Source organism: Flavobacterium sp. (assembly GCF_027531705.1).
Taxonomy (GTDB): domain Bacteria; phylum Bacteroidota; class Bacteroidia; order Flavobacteriales; family Flavobacteriaceae; genus Flavobacterium.
The window spans coordinates 1-25,139 of record NZ_JAPZSP010000007.1 but is presented as its reverse complement, the minus strand read 5'-3'; the positions used below and the strand labels follow the sequence as shown (position 1 = coordinate 25,139).

General features: G+C 32.3%; 12 protein-coding genes and 1 tRNA gene. 8 read left to right on the top strand and 5 right to left on the bottom strand.

The genetic code is table 11. The features are described 5' to 3' along the window. The first annotated feature begins 3 nt into the window (after positions 1–3). From O9267_RS02940 to O9267_RS02925, 4 genes are all read left to right on the top strand, one after another. On the top strand, positions 4–13,497 hold the full coding sequence (locus O9267_RS02940; protein WP_298175798.1) for a T9SS type B sorting domain-containing protein: 13,494 nt from the start codon (positions 4–6) through the stop codon (positions 13,495–13,497). A gap of 6 nt (positions 13,498–13,503) precedes the next feature. Continuing rightward, positions 13,504–14,484 carry a type IX secretion system membrane protein PorP/SprF gene (locus tag O9267_RS02935; protein ID WP_298175796.1) on the top strand — a complete coding sequence of 327 codons (981 nt, stop codon included), beginning with the start codon at positions 13,504–13,506 and terminating at the stop codon, positions 14,482–14,484. Between the two features lies 1 nt (position 14,485). Then, positions 14,486–14,845, top strand: a complete 360-nt coding sequence (gene folB, locus O9267_RS02930; protein WP_298175794.1) for a dihydroneopterin aldolase — start codon at positions 14,486–14,488, stop codon at positions 14,843–14,845. Between the two features lie 116 nt (positions 14,846–14,961). Then, positions 14,962–15,032: transfer RNA gene (locus tag O9267_RS02925), tRNA-Cys, on the top strand. 346 nt (positions 15,033–15,378) lie between these two features. Here the strand turns inward: O9267_RS02925 and O9267_RS02920 are convergent. The 3 genes from O9267_RS02920 to rnr form a co-directional block, all read right to left on the bottom strand. After that, a complete protein-coding gene (locus tag O9267_RS02920) occupies positions 15,379–16,065 on the bottom strand; it encodes a LysE family transporter (protein ID WP_298175792.1) in 687 nt (228 codons plus the stop codon). Positions 16,066–16,162: 97 nt separating this feature from the next. Further along, complete coding sequence (locus O9267_RS02915) at positions 16,163–16,828, bottom strand: head GIN domain-containing protein (protein WP_298175789.1); 666 nt, start codon at positions 16,826–16,828, stop codon at positions 16,163–16,165. Positions 16,829–16,877: 49 nt separating this feature from the next. Continuing rightward, complete coding sequence (gene rnr, locus O9267_RS02910; RefSeq protein WP_298175788.1) at positions 16,878–19,058, bottom strand: ribonuclease R; 2,181 nt, start codon at positions 19,056–19,058, stop codon at positions 16,878–16,880. 108 nt (positions 19,059–19,166) lie between these two features. Between rnr and O9267_RS02905 the strand changes: the two genes are divergently transcribed. The 4 genes from O9267_RS02905 (at position 19,167) to O9267_RS02890 (ending at position 23,878) form a co-directional block, all read left to right on the top strand. Beyond that, positions 19,167–19,400: a DUF2007 domain-containing protein gene (locus O9267_RS02905; RefSeq protein WP_298175786.1), complete on the top strand. Its 234-nt coding sequence runs from the start codon at positions 19,167–19,169 to the stop codon at positions 19,398–19,400. Positions 19,401–20,081: 681 nt separating this feature from the next. Then, complete coding sequence (rpiB, locus tag O9267_RS02900; protein WP_298175784.1) at positions 20,082–20,510, top strand: ribose 5-phosphate isomerase B; 429 nt, start codon at positions 20,082–20,084, stop codon at positions 20,508–20,510. Positions 20,511–20,837: 327 nt separating this feature from the next. Next, entirely contained in the window at positions 20,838–21,740 is a 903-nt protein-coding gene (locus tag O9267_RS02895; protein ID WP_298175782.1) for a cation diffusion facilitator family transporter, read from the top strand. Between the two features lie 11 nt (positions 21,741–21,751). Further along, positions 21,752–23,878 carry a Tex family protein gene (locus O9267_RS02890; RefSeq protein ID WP_298175781.1) on the top strand — a complete coding sequence of 709 codons (2,127 nt, stop codon included), beginning with the start codon at positions 21,752–21,754 and terminating at the stop codon, positions 23,876–23,878. Positions 23,879–23,881: 3 nt separating this feature from the next. Here O9267_RS02890 and O9267_RS02885 read toward each other — a convergent pair whose 3' ends face one another. Together O9267_RS02885 and O9267_RS02880 are read right to left on the bottom strand one after the other, a co-directional pair. Further along, the gene (locus O9267_RS02885; protein ID WP_298175779.1) at positions 23,882–24,643 is read right to left on the bottom strand and encodes a GLPGLI family protein; all 762 of its coding nucleotides are present in this window, start codon (positions 24,641–24,643) and stop codon (positions 23,882–23,884) included. A 24-nt stretch (positions 24,644–24,667) separates the two neighbouring features. Beyond that, positions 24,668–25,139, bottom strand: a 472-nt coding sequence (locus O9267_RS02880; RefSeq protein ID WP_298175777.1) for a hypothetical protein, incomplete at its 5' end; no start/stop codon positions are given.

Genomic DNA, 25,139 nt, shown 5'->3' with positions numbered 1-25,139 from the left:
ATAATGAAAACAAAATTACCTACTATCAAAACACTTTTATTGTTGTTTTTGCAGCTGTGTGTTGTTATTGGTTATTCACAACCACCAGATGTTGACCCTACAAATCCAAGTATTAGAAATAAATTTGATGCTCGTTATAACACTACTGTTCGTGGTGATATGCTTATTATTGGTAATAATATTGTAAGCAGACATGTTAGTAATGCCTATAACGGTAACTCAGCAAATGATCAAATTGATATGGTGTTTGTAGATATTGACAACGATGTAACAACACGAAATTCAAGTAGTGCTAAACTAACCATAAATGATGTAAATTGTTCAAAAGTAGTATATGCTGGTTTATATTGGGCCGCAACTTACCGATATGAGACCGGAAATGTTCCTTCATCGGGTAGATTTAATGATTGGAATCAAGTCAAATTTAAAGTTCCTGGAGGAAGTTATGTAAATGTAACTGCAACAGATATTTTATACGATGGTTTTGGAGATACCGATCCTAACTTAACAATTCAAAATGATATAAGACACGGGCCTTATTCTTGTTACGCAGATGTAACTCCAATAATTTCTGCTTTATTAAATCCGAATGGAGATTATTATGTTGGAAACATTAGAGTTAGTAAAGGCGGAAATGGAACTGGAAATCAACAAATTTTAGGTGGTGTAGCTGGTGGTTGGTCATTAGTTATTGTTTATGAAAATGTAGCGAAACCAAGTAAATACATTACTACTTTTGATGGGCATGCAGTAATTAAAACTCAAATGCCTGCGCCAATGGATATTCATGTAAGTGGTTTTCAAACCTTACCTTCTCCTCAGCCAGTAAATGCAAGAATTGGTGTAATGGCATTAGAAGGAGATACCACTTTAAGCGGAGACAAGTTTAGTATAAAATCTGATCCTGTGCCGACCAATATACCGCCCTTTAATCCTGCTACCTATACAGATTTATCTAATCCTGGTAATGCAGGTAGCACTAATTTTTTTAACTCGTCAATTACCTTAAATGGAGTAGCACTCAATGCTGCCACTGATAGAAATCCAAATAGCATAAAAACCTTAGGCTGGGATTCCCATTTAAACAAAATTCTACAGACTACTGGTCCGCCATCAGCTCCTCCGTATAATCAAATAATACCAAATAACGGGACAGGTGCTACCTTGAGACTAACAACTAATCAAGATAAATATGATGTTTTCTTTTCATCATTTGATGTTGAGGTTATAGCCCCTGAGATTCCACTAATAAAAACTGTTAGAGATATTGTAACTTCTGAGGATTTAGACGAGGATACCTTGACCATTAATCAAGGTTATTATTATTCTCTTATTTTTCAAAACAATGGAAATGATAATGCCGTTAATTTTACCATAACAGATATTTTACCAGAGAATATTATTTTTCCTCCAAACGGTGGTACAATTCAGCCTGGAGATGTTGTTGTACCAGCTGGTTCTAATATTACTTATACTTACAACTCTACAACCAAGACATTTGTTTTTACCATACCTAATGATTTAGTTATAAAAAATGGTGCGGCTTACGAAATAAAAATTTATGTAAGAACACCTGCCAGTTGTGAAGAACTTGTTAATGCTTGTTCAAATTTTATACAAAATCAAGCTTTTGTTTCCTATCAAGGAGAAGAAAACTCGCAGTCATTTGATTCACCTAGTTACAGTATATTTGATTTATGTACTCAAAATGTTCCTGGCCCAACTAATTATTTAGTAGATATTCATGATTGTATATTTGAAAGTACAGCAATTCTTTGTGGAAATTCTGTAGTTTTAACAGCTCCAAATGGATATGCAACCTATCAATGGGAAAATACTAGTGGTCAAATAATTGGAACTACACAATCAATTGTGGTATCCTCCATTGGAAATTACATTGTCCACATGACAACACCTGCTCCTTGTAAATCAATAGATCAAATTGTACATGTGGTTCCTTTTGCTAATGCTGTAACTAATAATCCTGTTATTCCATTTGCTGATGAGGTCGTAATTTGTCCAAATAACGGAGAACAATTGCCAAAAATATTTTTATGTGGAACTACAGATAATACTCCAATACATTTGAGTATTACTGATGCTACAAGTATCATTTGGCAACAATTAGTAGTTGCAAGTTGTGCTCCTGTTGGAATAAATAATTGTCCAAATACAAACCCAGCATGTACATGGAATACGGTAGGAACGGGACAAGATTACATTGCAAATACTGCTGGTCAATATAGGGTAATCATTAATTATCAAAATGGTTGTTTTAAAACATTCTATTTTAATGTTTACAAAAACAATTTAGCTCCAACAATAATAAAAAATGACATAGTTTGTAATACTCCAGGATCAATAACTGTAAACAATGTTCCTGCTGGTTATACATTTAGCCTAAGCTCAGCTGGTCCATGGCAAACAAGTAACACTTTTCCTATAACAGTTGGAGGAACTTATACGGTATTTATAAAACAAACTGGTGTTGATAACGGGTGTATTTTTGAGTTATCTGTAACTATTACTCAAATAACTGCTACTGCTACAGTTGTTAAAAATGACATATTGTGTAATGGTAGTTTTGGAAGTATCAGAATAGATTTAAGTAATAGCGTTCCACAATATTACTATACTTTAAGTCAAGGCGCTACGGTTATAAATACTGTTGGGCCTGTAAATGGTGCTTATCATATTTTTTCGAACTTGAATTCGGGAACATATACAATTACTGCAACCACAGATGATGGATGTACCTTTACTCAAAATGTTACCATAAATAATTTAGCTAATTTAACTCTTGCTGCAACTGTATCACAACACATAAGTTGTACTCAAGGAAATATTCAGGTAAACCCAACTGGTGGTCAACCTCCATATAATTATGCCATATATAGTTATAATGGAAACCCTGTAAATCCAGCCAACTATGATTTTCAAACAAGTGTCATTTTTGATGTTCAAATAGGTGGGCAAGGAAACTATCAATTTATTGTAATAGACAGTAATGGATGTTCAGCAATTTCAAATACTGTTACTATCAACTTAGAACCACCAGCTGTAACAACTGAAACACATACAAATGTAACTTGTTTTGGTTTGGCTAATGGAACAATTACTGTGACTGCAACACCTACAAATGGATATGCTTTGTCATATAGTATTGATGGAACTAATTATCAACCTTCAAATGTTTTTAGTGGCTTAGCACCTGGAACTTATACAATAACTGTAAAATATAAAAAAGGGAATAGAGAGTGTTTTTATACTATCGATGTTACAATTACGCAACCAAATTTACTTGTTGGAGCCTCACAATTAGTTCAAAATCTTTCTTGTACAACTACAGGAACTATTCAAGCAATTAATGTTTCTGGAGGTACAACCCCATATCAATATAGTATTAATGGAGGAACAACATGGCAATCTTCAAATGTTTTTCCAAATTTATCAGCAGGAAATTTTACAATAACTATTAGAGATGCAAATGGTTGTTTAATAACAACAACTCCTATTCAGTTTACAACTCCAACGCCACTAACTGATTTAACTTTTACATCAACTCCTTTAACTTGCCCTACCTTAGTTAGTACGATTACAGCTACTGTAGTTGGAGGAACATCACCATATGTTTTTCAAATAATTTCTCCCTCAATAATAAATCCTTCTGCAGCTTCTGGAACTACAGCTACTTTTCCAGGTTTAGCAGCAGGAACATATACCATAAGAGTTACAGATGCAAAAGGTTGTTCATATGAAGAAATTAGATCAATACAGGCTATAGATTTAATAACTGTTAATGGAAATACTATTTCAAATGTACAATGTTATGGAACAGCAACTGGTTCGGCATTGTTTGCAGTAGCAAATTTTAATACAACTTATTCTTATACATTGAATGGTGGAACTCCATTTACAAATCAAACAGCAACATCAATATCGCTTAACAATCTTGTTGCAGGAACTTATACAGTTGTTGTAACTGATTCACAAACAAATTGTCAGGCAACAAGAGTAGTTACTGTTACACAACCATCAAGTGCATTACAATTATCAGCACCATTTACACCTAAAACATGTATTGCAAATGGAAGTTTGAACGCAACAGCTTCCGGTGGATGGGGTTCTTATCAATATACTTTAACACAACCTGATACATCAACAATTATACAATTAAGTGGTGTCTTTGGAAATTTATCTCAAACAGGTCCTTATACTATTTCTGTTCAAGACGCAAATAACTGTATTGTTTCATCAACTTTTACAATAAACGCAACTACCAATCCTGATTTAACTCTGAGCCCTACATCAAATTTATGTATATCAAATACTTCTGGAGCAACATTAATAGTAACAACAACTGGAGGAACTCCTGGTTATCAATATCAAATAAACGGTGGAACATTACAAAATAGTGGAACATTCGCCAATTTAGGAGCTGGAACTTATACAATTAGAGTAGTAGATACTTATGGTTGTGAAGACACGATAACTCAAATTATCAATCCGCAATTAACCGCGCAAGCTGTTTTAACTAAAACATTAGATTGTACGACAAATCCGCAAGCAATACTAAATGTTTCAATTAATGGTGGATTGAGTCCTTATCAATATCAAGTAAAATTCAATAATGGGGCTTGGGGAACATTAAATCCAGTAACTGGTTCATCTTTTACTTATACAACAGGAATTGCTGGAAATTATCAATTTCAGATTACAGATGCTCAAGGTTGTGTTTTCCAAACGAATACTATAACAATTAGTCCTATTTCAAATCCATCAATACTTTCTATTGTTCCTGTTTCTCCTTTGTGCGGTGGAGATAATAATGGAACATTGACTGTAAACCTAAATACCTCTTTTGGTACAAGTCCATTTCAATACAATATAAATGGTGGTACTTATCAGACTTCAAATGTTTTCACAAATTTAATCGCTGGAACTTATACAATCGGCGTTAAAGATTCTAAGGATTGTGTTGATACAGAAACATTTGTTTTGACTCAACCTCAACCTTTGTTGGGACAATCACTATTGGTTCAACCATTAACTTGTATAATTACAACTGGAACCATACAAGCAACAGCTATTTCAGGCGGAACAGCACCTTATCAATATAGTATCAATGGAATTACATTTGTAACAAATCCTATTTTTACAGGATTAAGTGCTGGAACTTATACTATTACCATAAAAGATGCAAATGGATGTATTATTACCACTAATCCAATCACATTAACCGTTCCTCTATCGCCAACAGACATAACTTTGACTTCGTCTGCAATTACTTGCCCAAGTTTGAGTACAAACATACAAGCTTCAGCAGTAGGAGGAACAGCTCCGTTTACTTATCAAATAATTTCTCCTAGTACAATTAATCCAACAAGTGTGGCTGGAAATACAGCTAATTTCAACAATTTACCTGTTTCTGCAACCACAATATTTACAGTAAAAGTTACTGATGCAAATGGTTGTGTATATCAAAAGAATATACCTATTCAGTCCATTTCTTTAATTTCTGTAAGTGGATTGGTAAATAATAATGTTGCGTGTTTAAATGATACTAATGGACGAGTTACTTTTACAGTTTCAGGATTTAGTTCGAACTATTCTTATTCTGTGAATTCAGCAACAGTTGTTACAAATCAAACCAATTCACAAATCGTTTTATCTAACCTTGCTGCAGGAAACTATTCAATCCTTGTGAGAGATTTGGTTACAAATTGTACCGCAACAACATCTGTTACAGTGCTTTCGCCGAGCGCTCAATTAGCTTTAACTGCACCTTTTACGCAGCCTACTTGTACTATTGGAGGTTCAGTAAATGCAACGGCTACTGGTGGTTGGGGTTCATATCAATATACGTTAACCTATCCTAGCGGAACGCAATTAACTCAAAGTTCTGGACTATTTACACTTTTGCCAGACAACATAAATCCGTATACTATTAAAGTTACAGATGCAAATGGTTGCGAAGTGAGTCAATCATTTACATTAAATCCATATGTAAACCCATCAATTGTTGTTGATTTGACTAATTCTGATTTATGTTATGATACAACTAATGGTGCTTCATTTGAAGTAATAGCTTCAGGTGGTACGCCAAATTATCAGTATCAAATTCAACTAAATGGTGGTTCTTATAGTTCATTACAAAACAATGCTATTTTTACAAATCTTTCACCGGGAAATTATACTATACAAGTAGTGGATGCGTTCGGTTGTACCGCAACAGTAAGTCAAGTTATTGTACCGCAATTATTAGCAAATGCAACATTGACAAAAAGTCTTGATTGTTCAACATCGCCAAATGCAACAATAAGCATAAACATAACTGGCGGTACAGCACCTTATCAGTACCAAATAAATATAAACAATACTGGTTTTGGAGCATTAACAAACGTGACATCAAATCCAATTAATTACATTGTTTCAACTGCTGGAACATATCAATTTAGTATTACTGATTCGGCAGGTTGTAATTTTGTAACTAATTTTATTACTGTAAATCCAATAACAAACCCAAGCATAACATCTTTGGTTCAAACAACACAAATATTGTGTAATGGAAATAATAATGCAAGTATTACAACAACAATCAATACTTCAAGTGGAATTGGACCATTTCAATATAGTATTGATGGAACAACTTTTCAGGCTTCGCCAACGTTTTCTGGTCTTACAGCAGGAACCTATACAGTAACTGTTAGAGACAGTAATCTTTGTACTGATACTGAAACAATTACCATAAATCAACCAAATTCTGTAGTTTATAATATAACGAAAACCGACATTTTATGTACAGGTTCTGGAACACAATATGGACAAATAAATGTAGAAAATACAACAGGCGGAACACAACCTTATACTTATTACTTGAGTAATAATTTTGGATTAATAGACCAATACTCAACTGTAAGTAATGAAAACCACACTTTTATTGTATTAAATTTTGGTATTTACAGTGTTGAAGTTATAGATGCAAATGGTTGTTCGCTAATTACAAACAATATTATTATAGCTTCACCACCAAATGATTTAGATATTGACGTTTCAACAGCCACAGCGAATTGTGCTTCTGGTGGAACAGCAATAATAACCGTAAGTTCTCCTGTTGCAAGTGGTTCCTATGCATTTGCAATATTAACACAAAACACACCACCTGTCTATCCGGGTCCAGGTTGGATTCCTGCGGATGCTGGTACACCAGAAACTGCCACTTTTACAGGTTTAATTCCAGGCGTAACCTATACATTTATTGTATTAGATTTGGTAACCAATTGTTACTATTTTGAAACTGCAAATGCGCCAATTATAACACCTTCAACCATTACAACTACAATAGATGTATTTCAAAATGTTAGTTGTACAGGAAGTGGAAATGGATCGGTAAGTTTTTCTATGACTAATTTTGATCCATCTACAACTTCAGTTAGTTATCAAATATTTAATTCACAATCTAACACGCCAACAACGCCTGTTTATACAGGAAGTTCGGTTGTAGATCAACCTATTGAAGTTGTAACCAATTTTGCAACTCTTCCACCTGGAATATATTATTTATTAATTACAGAAAATGATGGTATCAACGCGGGGTGTACATCGGCTTCGGCTTCTTTCCCAATTAGCCAATCAACAAACCTTTTAACTGTTACTGCAACTGCAACAAATGATAATTGCAATACAAATGCAGGAGTTGTAACCGCAATTGGTCAATATGGAACTCCTGGATATAATTTTATTATTAGAGATGCTGCTTTGGCTGCTCCATTAGCAACGGATTTAGCTTGGAATTTCTCAAGTGTATTCAATGTTGAATCTGGAAACTATATTGTTTATATTAAAGATGCAAATGGTTGTATTCAACAAACACCTATAAATGTAGGATTAGATACTTCTCCTGAAATTACTTCTGTAGTTGTTACTAATCCTTGTGCCAACGAAGGTTCATTTGAAGTAACAGTAACACTAGACACGGTAACTAATATTGGAATTTCTCCATATACTTATCAAGTTGATGGTGGAGTAGCTTTTGAAGTAAGCGCTACAACATTTACTGTTCCGAATCTTTTCTCTGGAAATCATACAATTAGAATTACAGATGCAAATGGTTGCTTTTTTGATTTTCCTTTTACCATCAACCAAAATTTGTCAGGAAATGTTATTGTTGTTGATCAGCCAACTTGTATTCCTGCTGCTAGCGGTTCAATTCAAGTATCAGCTGCAAACGGAACTGGGGTTTATACTTTTACAATTAATACACCAACACCCGTTTCAATCTCTAACGGAACAAATACTGCGACTTTCACCGGATTAAGTCACGGAAATTATGTGGTTACTATAAATGACGGAAATTGTTCAATTCCTTTATCAATTCAGCTTGAAGAACCAAATCCTGTTGATTTTACATTAATAACACAAAATCCTAGTTGTAATGGTGATACAAACGGAGTTATAGAAGTATTGCTAAATCCATTAAATGATAATAATCCGCCATATACTTATACGTTATCTGCGCCTTCATTTACAACAATTACTCAAAACAACGGTTTGTTTAATCTTGGTTTAGGTGAAAACAATTATACGGTAACTGTAGAGTCGAGTAGAGGTTGTCAATTATCATTACCAATAACTTTAACCGATCCTGATCCTTTGGTTGCAAGTGATACAAATGTGTATACATTTACTTGTACAAATTCTGGAATAATAACTATAGATGGACTTACTGTTACTGGTGGAAATTCTAATTATTCTTATAGTTTGGATAACATAAATTTCCAACCTTTAACAAATCCTTCAAATATTGTAATAACTGATACAGGTGTTCAGCAACCGATTACAGTTTATATTAAAGATGGTAAAGGATGTAGTACCTCTTTTTCATATTTATTTGAAACCAAAGAAACAATATCAAATCCTTCTTTTACTATAAACCCATTACTAAGCTGCGCAGTTAATGAACAAATTTCAATTTCATTTACTGGAAATCCAACTGGTAATTATACATATCAATTATTACCAAGCGGAACCGTTACACCATTTACAGGAACTTCGTTTACACCACCAGCTTTAAATGCAACTGGACAATATACTTATGAAATTATAGATACTTCTACTGGTTGTAGTTTGTTAGCAACTCATAACGTAATGCCTTATCCTGTTACGAATGTCACTGCTCAGCCAACACAAGCTGTTGATTGTTTTGGAAATAGTAACGGTCAACTTTCATTTACTTTACAAAATTATACGGGAAGTTACAATTATAATGTATTTACGTCACCAGGAAATGTTTCTATGTTATCGGGTTCAAGTTCATTAACAACATTTACAACAACGGCAACATTAGCCGCAGGAAATTATTATGTTGTTATAAATGAAAATGCTTATCCTGAGTGTACACTAACTTCACCTGTAATTACAATTGATTCACCGGCGCAATCATTAGCAATTCAATTAGTTGCAACAAATGATAGAAATTGTTTGACAGATATAGGAACAATTTTAGCAACAGCAACTGGTGGAACTTCTCCTTATCAATATCAATTATCAAATGCAGGCGGAATTGTTCAAGCTTTTTCATCTAATAATTATTTTGAAAATTTGGCAAATGGAAACTACACTGTTTCTGTAACAGACGGAAATGGTTGCCAAACTTCAGATACCATTACAATTGGTTTAGATCCAACACCTGAAATAAGTTTGACATTACTAAATCCATGTGCGGCAGAAGGTCAATTTGAAATTGAAGTAAATAGAACAATAGATGGAATTGCACCTTATACTTATATTATAGATGGAAGTGATCCAATAACACAAAACGCAACTCCTTTTGTCGTTACTAGTTTACTTTCTGGATTACATACAATTAGACTAACAGATTCTAATGGCTGTTTTGACGAAAAAACAATAACTATTCTTCCAGTATTGAGCGGAACAATTACTTCTGTTGTGCATCCAAGTTGTGCCAATAATGATGGTGTAATTGATGCTGATGCAACTAATGGAAGTGGAGGTTATACTTATATTCTTCAAAATAATTTAGGTGTAACAATTGATGGCCCAAATAATACAGGTCTATTCAATACAAATTTAGGTCATGGTGATTATACTGTTGTTATAACTGATAATGATCCATTAATAAATTGTTCTGTAACATTACCTGTAACATTAGAACAACCAACACCTGTAAATTATACTTTAGATGTTGTTCAACCTTCATGTAATACATTAAATGGTGGAATTCCAAATGGAAGTATCACGGTACAACTTGATGTAAGCAACAATAATCCACCTTACACATATTCGATTAGTGACGGAGTAAATACTATTACACAAAATAATGGTGTGTTTACTGGCTTAGCTGGTTCCGCAACCGGAATCACTTATACAATTACCGTTGAATCTAATAGAGGTTGTCAAAAAGTAGAAACAGTTACATTGCAAACACCGCCTGAATTAGTAATCCCAACGATTATAGTAGGTTCATTTGGATGTAATACAACAACAAATTCTCCAGAAGTTATTACGATTACTGTTCCAACACCATCAGGTGGAACTTCTCCATATTTATATAGTTTTGATGGAATAAATTTTAGTAATCTTAATACTTTTGATATTATTGACAATGGATCAACACAAACAGTAACGGTAACTGTCAAAGATGCAAATTCATGTATAGCGATACAAACCGTTGGACCAATAAACCCATTAATAAAAGTTGACGCTACTGTAGCTCAAGTTTCTGCGTTGACATGTAATGATGATGAAGTAGTTCAAATCACTATTATTGGAGATCCAACACATAATTATACTTATCAATTATTACCTTCGATAGTCGCAATTCCTGTAACTTCAAATCCTTTTACAACAACATTAAGTCAACCAGGAACATATAATTATTTGATAGTTGATACTTCCACAAATTGTTCAGTAGTAACAAATGATTATGTTATTAATCCGCTACCAGAATTTGAAGTAAATGCAAATCCATTAACAGATGTAACTTGCTATAATGGAAATGATGGAACTATGAACTTTACGGTTTCTAACTATAATGGTAGTTTTAATTATGAGGTAATTGATGAAACCGGAAATCTTTATGCAAATGGCACTAATAACACGAGTAATAATCCAATACAAGTTACAGGATTAATCGCTGGAAATTATACCATTAGCGTTTCTATTCCAAACAATAATTCTTATGAAGATTGTACCAAAATTTCGAATGTAATTAGTATTGGTTCACCTCAGGAATTACAACTTACAATTGCACAAACTTCACCTGTAACATGCATTAATGATAAAGGAACAATAACCGTAACAAGCACTATAGGTGGCTCGGGTTCATATGAGTATCAATTGGTTTCTATGCCTTCAGGAACAATTGTAAGCCCTTATAGTTATAGTTTAACTTCTGTATTTACAGGATTAGGTTCTGGTGATTATAGAGTATTGGTTAGAGATACAAATGCAATTGGTTGTGAAGCAAATCAACTAATAACTCTTAATCCGGCAACTATCATTTCAGCTACTTATAATTTATCTACCAATTTGTTAGATTGTTTTGGAGATAATAATGCAAGTGTTACGGTTACAAATGTAACTGGCGGACAAGGAAGTTATCAATATACATTAACCTATCCTAATGGAACTATAGTTGGTCCACAACAGAGTCCAACATTTACAGGATTAGGTGCTGGAGTAGGATATGTTTTAAGTGTCACAGATGGTTGGGATTGTGATGTTTCGTTAACACCGTTTACGATAAATGAACCAACACCTATTCAGGCTACATTGTCACTTCAAACAGGTTTAACATGTGCAGTTACACCACAAGTAGAAATTACTGCAACTGGTGGAACGCCACCTTATATTGTAAACGGTCTAAGTTTTACTTCTTCAATTATTTTAAATGCAACCATGCCAACAAGTGGAGCAGGAGTATTTCAATATACAGTAACAGATTCTAAAAATTGTACGCCTGTTTTAACCAACGAAATATCAATAAATCCTATTGCACCAATAGTTATTGACCTAGAATCAAATGTAATTGAAGTTAATTGTAATAACGATGACAATGCAATTATAGTTGTTACAAATACAACTGGTGGCTTAGGAAATTATCAATATTATTTACAAGATAGTTCAGGAACAAATATTTTAGGGCCAAACACTAATGGTCAATTTAATAATATTGAAGGTTCTATTATTCCTGGTGAAACATACTATGTTTATGTTACTAGTGGAGACTGTAATCAATTATCTTCAGCAATACTAGTATCAGAACCTGTTACATTAACTGCACCAACAGTAACGGTGAAAAACGTGAAATGTGCAGGTGAAAAAAATGGAGAAATTAGTGTTACTCTTTCTGGTGGTGTTAAACCATATCAATTTGCTATTTCACCAAACCTAGCACAAACAATAGATCCATTAAATCCAGATAAAGTAACACTTACTAATCTTGGAGTTGGAACTTATACCGTTTTATACCAAGATGCCAATGGTTGTTTTAATCAAATAGTGCGAACAGTAACAGAACCATCTGCTCTAATGTATAATACTCCTGTTGTTGTAGATGCTGTTTGCGATGGAGAAAGTGGTAGTATATCAATAACAGCAAGCGGAGGAACACCAGGTCTAAACGGATATGAATTTAGTTTTAATAACGAAAATAATTATGCAGCAAACGGAACAAATACTTTTACTGTAAACTCAGGAGTATTTGGTGGACAAACCTATACTGTATATGTGAGAGATGCAAATGGATGTAAAACTGATTATACAAGAACAATGAAACCAACTGTTGACTTAAGTTCAAATTTTGTTGCTCCAAAAAATTGTGATTCACAAACATATAATATTGAAGTTTTTATAAATGATAATTTACTACCAACAACACAATTTTCGTTAGATAATCAAAATAATTATCAAGACTCTAACGTATTTACTAATGTTGCACCGGGAAATCATATTGTTTATATTAAAAACGACAATGGGTGCATTCAGCAAACTCAAAACATAGTACTTGATCCATTTGTGGTTTTAGAACTTTCAGCTTCTGAAACAGGCTTAAATCAAATTACAGCTATTGCAACCGGTGGACAGGATCCTTACAACTTTATTTTTAACGGAAATAATAATGGTAGTAATAATGTTTACATTATAAACTACACTGGACAACAAATAATAACTGTAATTGATGATAATGGATGCGAAAAAACAGTTCAAATCCCTGCTACTTTCTATGAGATTGAAATTCCAAATTATTTCACACCAGATTTAGGTTGGACTCCCGAAAATATTGATAATTTTGATAATATAATAACAAAAGTTTTTGATAGATACGGAAGAGAAGTTGCCATTTTGAGAAAACATGAAAAATGGTATGGAGAATATAGAGGAAATCCTTTGCCAGCAGGAGATTATTGGTATCTTGTTGAGGTAAATGATGGAGCTGGTAGAACTTTTGTTGGAAACGTTACACTTTATAGATAGATAAAAATGAAAACATATTTAAAAATACTATTCTGTTTACTATTTATTGAAAGTTATTCTCAAGAATTAACAATTCCTAACTTTACTCAATATCTAGGTGATAATCCTGCAGTTGTTTCTCCAACTTATATGGGAATTGGTGATAATATCAAGATAAGAGTCAACGGTTTGACTCAATGGGTTGGAATAAAAGGAGCTCCAGACAACCAATCATTATCTGCCGATGGAAGATTAGGACAACGTTCTGGTATTGGATTATTTATGTATAATGATAAAAACGGAAACACCAATCAAAAAGGTTTCAAAGTTTCGTTTGCTCATCACTTAATTCTTGATTATTATGATGATAAATACTTATCGTTAGGAATTTCATTTGTTCAAAATAACTTCAACATTGATATTAATAATTTCACCGATGGATATCAATTAAATCCTATTATAACAGATAATAGAGAAATGACTAACACCAACTTTGATGTAGGTTTTTTATACCGTCAAAAAAATTGGGATTTTACGGCAAATGCAAATAATATTCTTCAAAAAGAAACAGACAGATTTATTCTAAAAGAGCCTAATAAACTTAGAAACTATAATATCTACACAAGCTTGGTTTTGAAATCAGAAAACAACGATAGAATAGAATATGAACCATCAATGCATTTTCAATATTATGAAAGCGATAATCGTTCGATAACCGACCTAAATTTAAAGGTTAGATCGCTTGGTTTTGAAAGTTATTACTGGGCTGGTATTTCGTATCGTTTCCTAAATGATCAAGTCGCAAAACCTTTAAATATTGGTCCAATGGCTGGTTTAAAGAAAAACAACTTTTACTTTGCTTATTCTTATCAACTAACCACAAATGCTTTTTTTGCTTATAATACAGGAACACACATGGTTACTCTTGGTTTAGATATTTTCCAAAACATCAGTAATTGCCCTTGTACGCAACGATACACCAAACTAGATCCAAAATACAACAGATAAAATGGGAACAATAAAACTCCAAAATATACGCACTTTTTCTTTTCACGGTTGTCTTGAAGAAGAAGGAAAAATTGGTTCAGATTACCGAGTTGATCTTGAAGTAAAAACCGATTTACGCAAGTCCTCACTTTCTGATGAATTAAAAGATACAGTTGATTATGTACTTTTAAACAAAATTGTAGAAGAAGAAATGGCAATTCGTTCGCATTTACTGGAACATGTTGCCAACAGAATCATAACAAGAATCTTCAAAGAAATTCCAGCGGTTTCCCGAATTTTATTAGCCGTTTCTAAACTAAATCCGCCTATTGGTGGTGATGTTGAAGCCGTTACAATAGAAATGGAAGAATACAGAAACTAGAAATTCCAATAGTTAAAATTCCAAATTCCAAGCTTAAGAAGTATATTTTTTAAATTGGAATTTGGAATTTGCTTTTTGGGATTTTTGTATTATATTTGCAATCCAATAAATAAATTGGCGTCGTGGCCGAGCGGCTAGGCTGGGCTCTGCAAAAGCTCCTACTCCGGTTCGAATCCGGACGATGCCTCAAGAAGAGATACAGAAATGTGTCTCTTTTTTTGTTTTTGTTATTCTGAAAGAATCTAGAAAAATTGAGTAAAGTTATTTTCAAATATAGAAATTTAAACACTTTTTTATCATTCTTCGTTCCTCAGAATCTAATAACGCTAACGCGAGCTTCTAGCTCGTGGTCAATCATTTTTAAATTTGAAAATGAACTATTATTATAATACTTCTTTCTATACTTTCAGATTAATAACGAATTCTTGAATATTTGTGTAGACACGAGCTAGAAGCTCGCGTTAGCAGGAGATATGAACTTTCTTTTTTGTTATACTGAAGAATCTAATTAGATTTTAATAATATAATTTCAACTACTCCTTCAACTGTTCCAATTTCTCCTTTATCATTTCTTTTTCTTTTGGGAAGAAACCTTGTACCATTAAGAAACCACCAAAAATCATTAAGATAACGCTTATAACACGTTTTATTTTGTAGATGTTGAAAGGTGTTAATTTGCTTTTTAGTTGTTTGGCAACCAATATTTTTAGAATATCTACAGCAAAGTAAGTAATGATTATAACCGAAATAAAAAGGATAATTCTATTGGTTTCCATATTTAGTTTTGGACCAAAAACTATTATAATTCCCATCCAAAAAGCTAGAACGCCAATATTGATGAAGTTTAGTAAAAATCCTTTAAAAAATAAACCTAAATAATTATTTTTCTTGATGTTATCTTCATCATCATAGTCTTCTTCTTGTTTTTTCTTAAAATCTTTTTTCTCTTTTATATAAGAAATAATTCCAAAACTAAGCATAACAACACCACCAAAAATGAATAATCCTGGATCATCTTTAAGTTTTTCAAGAATTTGATTGGTACTGAAATAAGCTATTAAAATAAAAACAACATCGGCAAATACAACACCAAAATCAAAAACCATTGCAGCTCTAAATCCTTTAGTTATACTGGTTTCTAGTAATATAAAAAATACTGGTCCAATAGTAAAAGCTAATAAAATTCCCCAAGGAAAGGCAGCAAGAATATCGTTAATCATTATTTGAGTTTAGAAGTTGAAAAGTTTAAGAGTTTAGAAGTAAAGTTAAACTAAAAAACAATAAACTCCTAAACTTTTTCAACTTCAAAACTATTTTTTAGTTCGCTTTTCGCACATTTCCTCCAGCGATTATTTTTTGGTTTAACTGTTTTGGATTGCCATAAACGGTAATATCGCCACCAGCTCTTACTTTAGCATCAACTAATTCTGTAGCATAAATATCGGCTTCGCCACCAGCGTTTGTAGTAATTACAGTTTGGTTGGTAATTAGTTTTTTGGCTTCATAACTTCCACCAGAATTCACTATAATATCTTGATTAGTAGCTTTTCCTTGAACGTTTACAATAGAACCATTTGCCACACGTAATGACAATCTGCTAACCTCTAATTTGATTTTTATTTGCGAACCTTCTTTAGCAATTACATCAAAAGCAGTTGTTGTAAAAATATCTTCTGAAGAAATTCTTGAACCTTCATTGGCTTCAATAGCTTCTAATTTAGTGTAATAAACAGTTGCCGAAACATTATCGCCTGAAAGCATTTTGGTTAATGGCATTCTGATTTTTAATTCGCCATTTTTATTGACCAATTCTACTTCTTCAGCATCAGCTCCGCTTAAAATTACTTTGTTTTCATTTCCTTGAACCAATAAAACATCTATTTGATCAAATGATGTTACTTTGGTAAAATCTCCAACGTTTTTTTCAACTTGTGCAAAAGTTATCGAACTGATAAACAATATACTATAAACTAATTTTTTCATACTTTCTTTTTAATTTAAAGACTTAGTAAAATTGTAATTGTTACAAAAATTATGAATTCTTTCTAATAAAATGAAAATCCAATTGTTTCTTAACTAAATCGGCGTTTTTTACTTTAACGTAAACTTCGTCGCCTAATTGTAATAAATCTTTTGACATTTGTCCAACCAAAGCATATTGTTTTTCGTCAAAAGTGTAATAATCATCTTTTATTTCTCTAATTCTACACATTCCTTCACATTTATTAGAAATGATTTCAACATAAATTCCCCATTCGGTAACACCTGAAATCACACCCAAAAACTCTTCATCTTTATGATCTTGCATGAATTTAATCTGCATATATTTAATAGAATCGCGTTCGGCATTGGTTGCTAAACTTTCCATATTACTCGAATGGGCACATTTTTCTTCATAAACATCGGCATCAACACTTTTTCCACCATCTAAGTAATACTGTAGCAAACGATGTACCATAACGTCAGGATAACGACGAATAGGCGATGTAAAATGACTGTAATAATCAAAAGCTAATCCGTAATGACCAATATTTTCTGTTGAATATTTGGCTTTACTCATTGTTCTAATAGCCAATGTATCAATCAAATTTTGTTCTTTTTTTCCATTTACATCTTCCATCAATTGATTTAATGATTTGGAAATATTTTTATTATCGCGTAAATCTAATTTGTAACCAAATTTCATAATCAAAGCTTGCATTGCAAAAAGCTTGTCTTCATTGGGTTCATCGTGAATTCTATACACAAATGTTTTCTTTTGTTTACCAATAAATTCAGCCACTTTTCTATTTGCTAAAAGCATGAATTCTTCAATAAGATGATTAGCATCTTTTGAAACTTTGAAATAAACACCTTCTGGTTCACCTTTTTCATCTAAGTTGAATTTTACTTCTACTTTATCAAATGAAATAGCGCCATTATTCATTCTGTTTCTTCTCAGAATTTTTGCTAATTCATCTAGTTTTAAAGTTGCTTCCGTAACTTCATTGGATGCTTTATATTCTTTTCCAGTTAATGAAATTTCAGCTGGAATTGTTGAAGATTTAGTTTCAATAATAACCTGCGCTTCTTCATAAGCAAAACGTTGATCAGAATTGATAACCGTTCTACCAAACCATTGATTGCGAACCGTTGCTTTTTCATCAATTTCAAAAATAGCAGAAAACGTATATTTTTCTTCATTTGGACGAAGTGAACAAGCAAAATTTGACAAAACTTCGGGTAACATGGGTACAACTCTATCAACTAAATAAACCGAAGTAGCTCGTTTATAAGCTTCATCATCTAGAATGGTTCCTTCTTGTAAATAGTGCGAAACATCGGCAATATGAATCCCGATTTCGTAATTTCCATTTTCTAATTTTTTGAATGATAAGGCATCATCAAAATCTTTTGCATCTTTTGGATCGATGGTAAAAGTCAATGTATCGCGCATATCACGACGCTTTGCAATTTCTTCTGGATGAATAGCGGTATCTAATTTTTGTGCAAAAACTTCCACTTCAACAGGGAAATCATACGGTAAACCATATTCGGCAAGAATAGCGTGAATTTCGGTATCATGTTCGCCAGGTTTTCCTAAAACGTTGATTACTGAACCAAAAGGCGAATCAGCTTTTTTTGGCCAATCTTCAATTTTAACCACAACCACATCACCTTGTACAGCTCCATTGTATTTATCTTTTGGAATAAAAATATCGGTGTACATTTTAGCATTAGCCGTAGAAACAAAAGCAAAATTCTTTTGAATATCTATAACGCCAACGAATTCTGTTTTAGCTCTTTCTAAAACTTCAATAACTTCACCTTCGGGTTTTTTACCACGACGACGGTTGTAAACATAAACTTTTACTTTATCTTTATCTAAAGCGTGATTCAGGTTGATGGTCGGAATAAAAACATCTTCTTCAAATTCATCGCATATAAAATAAGCAGTTCTTCGAGAAGTCATGTCGATAGTTCCTTCGTAATAATCTTGTGAAACAGCTTTTATTAAATAACTTCCAGGCTCGCTTTCAATAATCACTTTTTGAGCAGCCAGAATTTTTAAATCTTTAATAATTTCGTTTCTGCTTTTGGTATCGTTCAATTCAAGAACAGCACATATTTGTTTGTAATTGAATGGTTTATTGGCATTTTTTGATAGTATTTTTAAAATCTTTTCAGAGAATGTTTTCTCTTTTTTTCCAAATTTTTTTGGTAATTTACTCATAATCTTTTTCTAATAAAGTTTAAAATTACGAAGAAGTATTAAGATTAAAGTAGTAAGTAATAAGATTTATCTAAAATATAACTTTTGTATCTTTATAAAAAAATAGAAATGAAAGATTTTCAAACCGTTGCTACTTTCAATTTTGCTCACGAAATCATTGTTTTAAAATCTATTTTAGACCATGAAGGAATTCCGTATTTATTTCAAAACGAAAATCTAATTGCAGTTGATCCATTAGCAACTTTTGCTTACGGTGGCATTCTTCTAAAAGTGCATCCAAACGATATCGAAAAAGTAAAAAAGATTTTAGATAATCTAAATTCAAATTTAAAAATAGTATAAAATCTATTTTCTTTTCTCTTTATTCTATTTTCTAAAAATCGAAAGTTTTCAACATCTATTAAAAACAACAAAAAGAAAATTTAAATTTAAATTAATCTATGATGGTTATTATAGCGTGTTAATTGTTACAATAACTTTTAAATTTAGATGTTGATTTGTAAGTTATCTTTTTTTATACCGATTTATCAACATATTTTTTTAAGGTTAAAAACCTAATTTTGAAGTATTTTTTAGAAATAGTTAACAGTTGTTGACAACCTAAAAAAGATAGTTTTTGTAAATAACTTTAGTTGTTAGTTTCTGTTGAAAAAGCAAAAATTCTTATTGATAACTTTTCTAAAAAAAGAACAAACTAAATTAGATTTTCTCAATCCAATTTTGGATTACAAATTATACCAATACAACCAAGAAAAAGTTCTACTTTTCTATCTAAAGTTGTCAACAAAGCATGTTAATTTAAAGTTAGCTGAATATCAACGATTTGTAAAACGCTATTAACAATCGAAAATTTTAACATTTAAATTAAATAAAAAGCAATGATTTACAGGTGTTTATGAAAATATTTTATCAACAATCTCGCGTTATAGTAAGTAAATCAGGAAGTTGTATTTTTATAAAAATCAAACAGAAATACAAATAAGAATGCCTAAATTTGTTTCCACAACTACAACATAAATAAGTATGAAAATTTCAATAGGAAATGACCACGCAGGACCAGATTATAAAAAAGCAATTGTTGACTTTTTAACAGCTAAAGGTCACGAAATAATCAATCATGGAACAGACACTTTTGACAGTGTTGACTATCCTGATTTTGGTCATCCAGTAGCTATAGATGTAGAAACAGGAAAAGCCGATTTAGGCATAGTAATTTGCGGTTCAGGAAACGGAATTGCCATGACTGTTAACAAACACCAAGGTATTCGAGCAGCGCTTTGTTGGACCAAAGAAATTTCGGCGCTAGCGCGCCAACATAACAATGCTAATGTGGTAAGTATTCCGGCGCGATTTACTTCTATTCAACAAGCAATAGAAATTGTGGATACATTTTTAAATACCGATTTTGAAGGCGGAAGACACGCAACACGAGTTGATAAAATTAGTTGTTAAACATGGAGTTTTTTTTAAAAGAATGTAAAGAACAAATCAATATGAGTAGGCGAGTAGCTTTTTTTACTTTTCTACTAGGAAGCCTTATTTTATTACTTTACTATATCACAAAATTTCATGGCACTATTTATATTGCTCTTTTTTTTATTGTAGCCGCATTCTTTGCAAATACTTTTTTAACTTTTCAGCTTTTGTACAGTTATGCTATTCATAGACAACACAGAAAATCAATATTGATTTCTCTTTTTTTACTTTTTCTAAATATACCTATAGGTCTTTTATATATTAATTTAGGATTCAGAATATATAATTTAATTTCATCATCAATTGTCTAAAGTTCACATACATAAACACGAAGTAAAAGGAAGAAATTTAGTTTTTTCTATTATTCTCAATTTACTCATCACTATAGCTCAGGTAATTGGTGGAATTATTTCGGGAAGTTTAGCCTTGATTTCAGATGCTTTACATAATTTTTCGGATGTAATTACCTTAATTTTTAGTTTAGTTGCCAATAAATTATCGCGCCGAAAAGCATCTATTGATCATACTTTTGGTTTTAAACGCGCCGAACTTATTGCTGCTTTTGTAAATGCTGCAACCTTAATTATTGTAGCCTTGTTTTTAATTTATGGCGCAATTGAACGCTTTTATAATCCGCATCCAATTAAGTCTGGTTTGGTAATCTGGATGGCTCTTTTAGGAATTGCAGTTAACGGAGTTTCGGCTTTAATGCTAAAAAAAGATGCAGAACACAACCTCAATATGAAATCGGCCTACTTGCATTTATTTACCGACATGCTGGCTTCGGTTGCTGTTTTAGTTGGCGGATTACTGATGAAATATTTTGGTTGGTTTTGGGTTGATAGCGTGATGACCATTTTAATTGCCGTTTATCTAATAGTTGTTGGAATTGATTTGCTCAAAACATCAACCAAAATGCTAATGCTTTTTACGCCAGAACATATTGATATTAAGGAAATAGTTAGAGAAGTTCACAAAATTCCGGGAGCTGGAAAATTGCATCACATTCACGTTTGGCATTTAAATGATGAAGAATTACATCTCGAAGCACATTTAGACTGTTCGGAAGACATAAAAATGAGTGAATTTAACGATTTATTGCATCAAATAGAACAAGTTTTGTTTACACAATTCCACATTAACCACATTAATATTCAACCAGAATTCAAAAAAGAAGACCCAAAAGATTTTATCGTTCAAGATTAAAAAAACACGAAATGACCAATATAAATTTCATTCAAAGCCAAGTAAACACAACGCCTAAAAACATTGAAGCAACTTTAAAATTGCTTTCAGAAGATTGTACTATTCCGTTTATTTCGCGTTATCGAAAAGACCAAACCGGAAATCTTGATGAGGTTCAGGTGGAAACTATTGCCAAACTTTCTAAACAATACGATGAAATTGTAAAACGAAAAGAAAGTATTTTAAAAACTATCGAAGAACAAGGTCAACTTTCGCCAGAATTAAAGTCTAAAATAGAAAAATCATTTGATTTACAAGAAATTGAAGATTTGTATTTGCCTTATAAAAAGAAGAAAAAAACCAAAGCTGACGTTGCTCGCGAAAACGGATTAGAACCATTGGCAAATTTGATTTTATCGCAAAAAAACGATGATGTAGATTTCTTGGCAACTCAATTTATCAATAAAAATGTGCCAAATGAAGAAGAAGCTTTGCAAGGCGCAAGAGATATTGTTGCCGAATGGATAAATGAAAATATTGCTGTTCGTCAAAGTTTGCGACGATTGTATAACCGAAAAGCAGTCATTGAAACTAAAGTTGTTAAAAAGAAAGCCGAAGAAGAAGCGGCACAAAAATTCTCTCAATATTTTGATTGGTCAGAACCATTATCAAAAGCACCATCACATAGATTATTAGCAATGCTTCGTGCAGAAAATGAAGGTTTCATAAAACTAAAAATTGAAACTGATATTGACGAAACTTACGATTTGATAGATGAGATTATAATCAAAAACAATAATAGTCCATCAATTTCTCATGTTCAATTAGCTATTGAAGATAGTTACAAACGATTACTTCATCCAGCCATTTCCAACGAAACTTTGCAAGAAGCTAAAGCCAAAGCTGATATTAAAGCAATTGACGTTTTTGCTGGAAATTTGAGTCAACTTTTATTAGCGCCACCATTGGGTGAAAAACGAATTTTAGCTATCGACCCAGGTTATAGAAGCGGTTGTAAAATTGTTTGTTTGGATGAAAAAGGCGATTTGTTATACAACGAAACCATTTATCCACATCAGCCACAGAATGAAACTGCTATGGCAATGAAAAAGATAAAATCGATGGTAAACGCTTATAATATTGAAGCCATTTCAATCGGAAACGGAACCGCCAGTCGTGAAACCGAATTTTTCATTAAGAAAATTGCTTTCGATAAACCAGTTCAAGTTTTTGTAGTTTCCGAAGCTGGAGCATCAATTTATTCAGCAAGTAAAATTGCTCGTGATGAATTTCCAAATTATGATGTAACCGTTCGTGGTTCGGTTTCTATCGGAAGACGACTTTCTGATCCATTAGCAGAATTGGTAAAAATCGACGCAAAATCGATAGGAGTTGGGCAATATCAGCACGATGTTGACCAAACAAAATTGAAAGAAGAATTAGATACAGTTGTTGTTCGCTGCGTGAATTCAGTTGGAATTAATATTAACACTGCGAGTAAATCGTTGTTGAGTTATGTAAGTGGAATAGGTGAGAAGATGGCTGAAAACATTATAGCTTATCGTTCCGAAAATGGTCCATTTGAAGACAGAAAACAAATAAAAAAAGTGCCAAGATTAGGAGAAAAAGCCTATCAACAAGCAGCAGCATTCGTTAGAATTCACAACGGAAAAAATCCGTTAGACAATTCGGCGGTGCATCCAGAAGCATATGGAATTGTAGAAAAAATGGCAAAAGATTTAAAAATTTCGGTTAACGAATTAATCGCCAACAAAGAAAAAATCGATTTAATAAAACCCGAAAATTACACCAACGAAACCATCGGAATTCTTGGTATAAAAGACATTTTAAAAGAATTAGTAAAACCAGGATTAGACCCAAGAAAAGCAGCCAAAGTTTTCGAATTCGACCCAAATGTAAAAACCATAAAAGACGTTCGCACTGGAATGATTTTACCAGGAATTGTAAACAACATCACCGCATTTGGATGTTTCGTAGACATTGGAGTAAAAGAAAGCGGCTTGGTTCACATATCGCAACTAAAAGCTGGTTTTGTTTCTGATGTAAACGAAGTCGTAAAACTCCACCAACACGTTCAAGTAAAAGTGGTTGAGGTAGATGAAGACCGAAAACGTATTCAGTTGACGATGGTCATATAAATTTTAGAGAAATGCATTCCAAAGAAAAACATTTTTTTCTCTTTTTTTCTCTTCTTCATCGTTTCCATAGTTCCACCAATCTTTTGTTTTGTCTTCAATTAGAGTTCTAAATTCAAGATTTGAATACATTTTTTTAGCGGTAATAGGTTTTATTTCCGTTGGATTTGTAACGGTTAAATTTATTTTGGTTGCTATATATGAAGTATATAATCTTGGTATTGTGAGTCCTAAAATCATTCCAGGTAATCCATTAATTGAGCATGGTCCACCAGTAATGGTAATATCATCAGTATAAAATGCAAATATATAAACATCACCAAAGATTTTCCCAACGGCTTTTCGGCAATTATAACCAGCAATTTCACGGTTTTCGTTTGTAATTTTCCATTCAATAGGCGGTATACTATCTGAAATTACAATACTAGAGCCAACAACCTGTTTTTGAGAACTCATAGTATTGGTATTAAAATCATAATACCAACTTTTTTCTTCATCTTGGTCTTTTTGATTTTTGGGAATTCTTGTTTTCTCACTCCAACGATTAAATTTGAAAAGACTTTTGTTGTTGGCAAAACTATAAGTCCAAAATGATGTTTTTAGTTCCGATAGATTTTCTTTCATCATTTCGTCCCAACTATTGTTACTCATGTTTTTCTTGACATTGGTATTGACCTCAAACTCAATTTCGGCTTTATCAACAAATTGTTGAGCTATTGAGGAAAAGGAAAAAAACAGTACAGTTATTACTAAATATAATGATTTCATTGCTTGTAATTTTTTTGTTTTCAACTATTGTTTATTTTTAAAATTCCATGTAAAACCAATCATGACATAGCGTTTTAATCTATCATTTTGTTCTTCTCCAATTACGTTATTGTAGTTGTATCGTTCAATTCCTATGTTTTGATTAAGAATGTCTCTAACCAAAAAGTAGGCAGTAAACTCATCATTTTTAAAGGTGCGTTGCAATCTTGCATTCCATAATTGATTAGTAAGATTACTTTGGAAATCATCTGTTTTTTGTCGGGTATATAAGTTATAATTAGAGATAATTTTCCAATTTTTATTAAAATAATAACTTCCGTCTATACTCAAATTATAACTATTAAAGGACTTTACTTCGTTGTTAAGCGATGTGCTATTTCTGTTATTTGAAAATTGATTATTGATATAATACTCATATTTCTTTTCTTTTGATTTAGATAAATAAATAGAAAGATTTGAATTTATATTCTTTGAATTGCTCAAAGTATTATTAATG

Coding starts and splice junctions, on each gene's coding strand:
- O9267_RS02935 (WP_298175796.1), top strand. CDS start 13,504: ATGAAAACATATTTAAAAATACTATTCTGTTTACTATTTATTGAAAGT.
- folB (WP_298175794.1), top strand. CDS start 14,486: ATGGGAACAATAAAACTCCAAAATATACGCACTTTTTCTTTTCACGGT.
- rpiB (WP_298175784.1), top strand. CDS start 20,082: ATGAAAATTTCAATAGGAAATGACCACGCAGGACCAGATTATAAAAAA.
- O9267_RS02890 (WP_298175781.1), top strand. CDS start 21,752: ATGACCAATATAAATTTCATTCAAAGCCAAGTAAACACAACGCCTAAA.
- O9267_RS02905 (WP_298175786.1), top strand. CDS start 19,167: ATGAAAGATTTTCAAACCGTTGCTACTTTCAATTTTGCTCACGAAATC.
- O9267_RS02915 (WP_298175789.1), bottom strand. CDS start 16,828: ATGAAAAAATTAGTTTATAGTATATTGTTTATCAGTTCGATAACTTTT.
- O9267_RS02920 (WP_298175792.1), bottom strand. CDS start 16,065: ATGATTAACGATATTCTTGCTGCCTTTCCTTGGGGAATTTTATTAGCT.
- rnr (WP_298175788.1), bottom strand. CDS start 19,058: ATGAGTAAATTACCAAAAAAATTTGGAAAAAAAGAGAAAACATTCTCT.
- O9267_RS02885 (WP_298175779.1), bottom strand. CDS start 24,643: ATGAAATCATTATATTTAGTAATAACTGTACTGTTTTTTTCCTTTTCC.
- O9267_RS02940 (WP_298175798.1), top strand. CDS start 4: ATGAAAACAAAATTACCTACTATCAAAACACTTTTATTGTTGTTTTTG.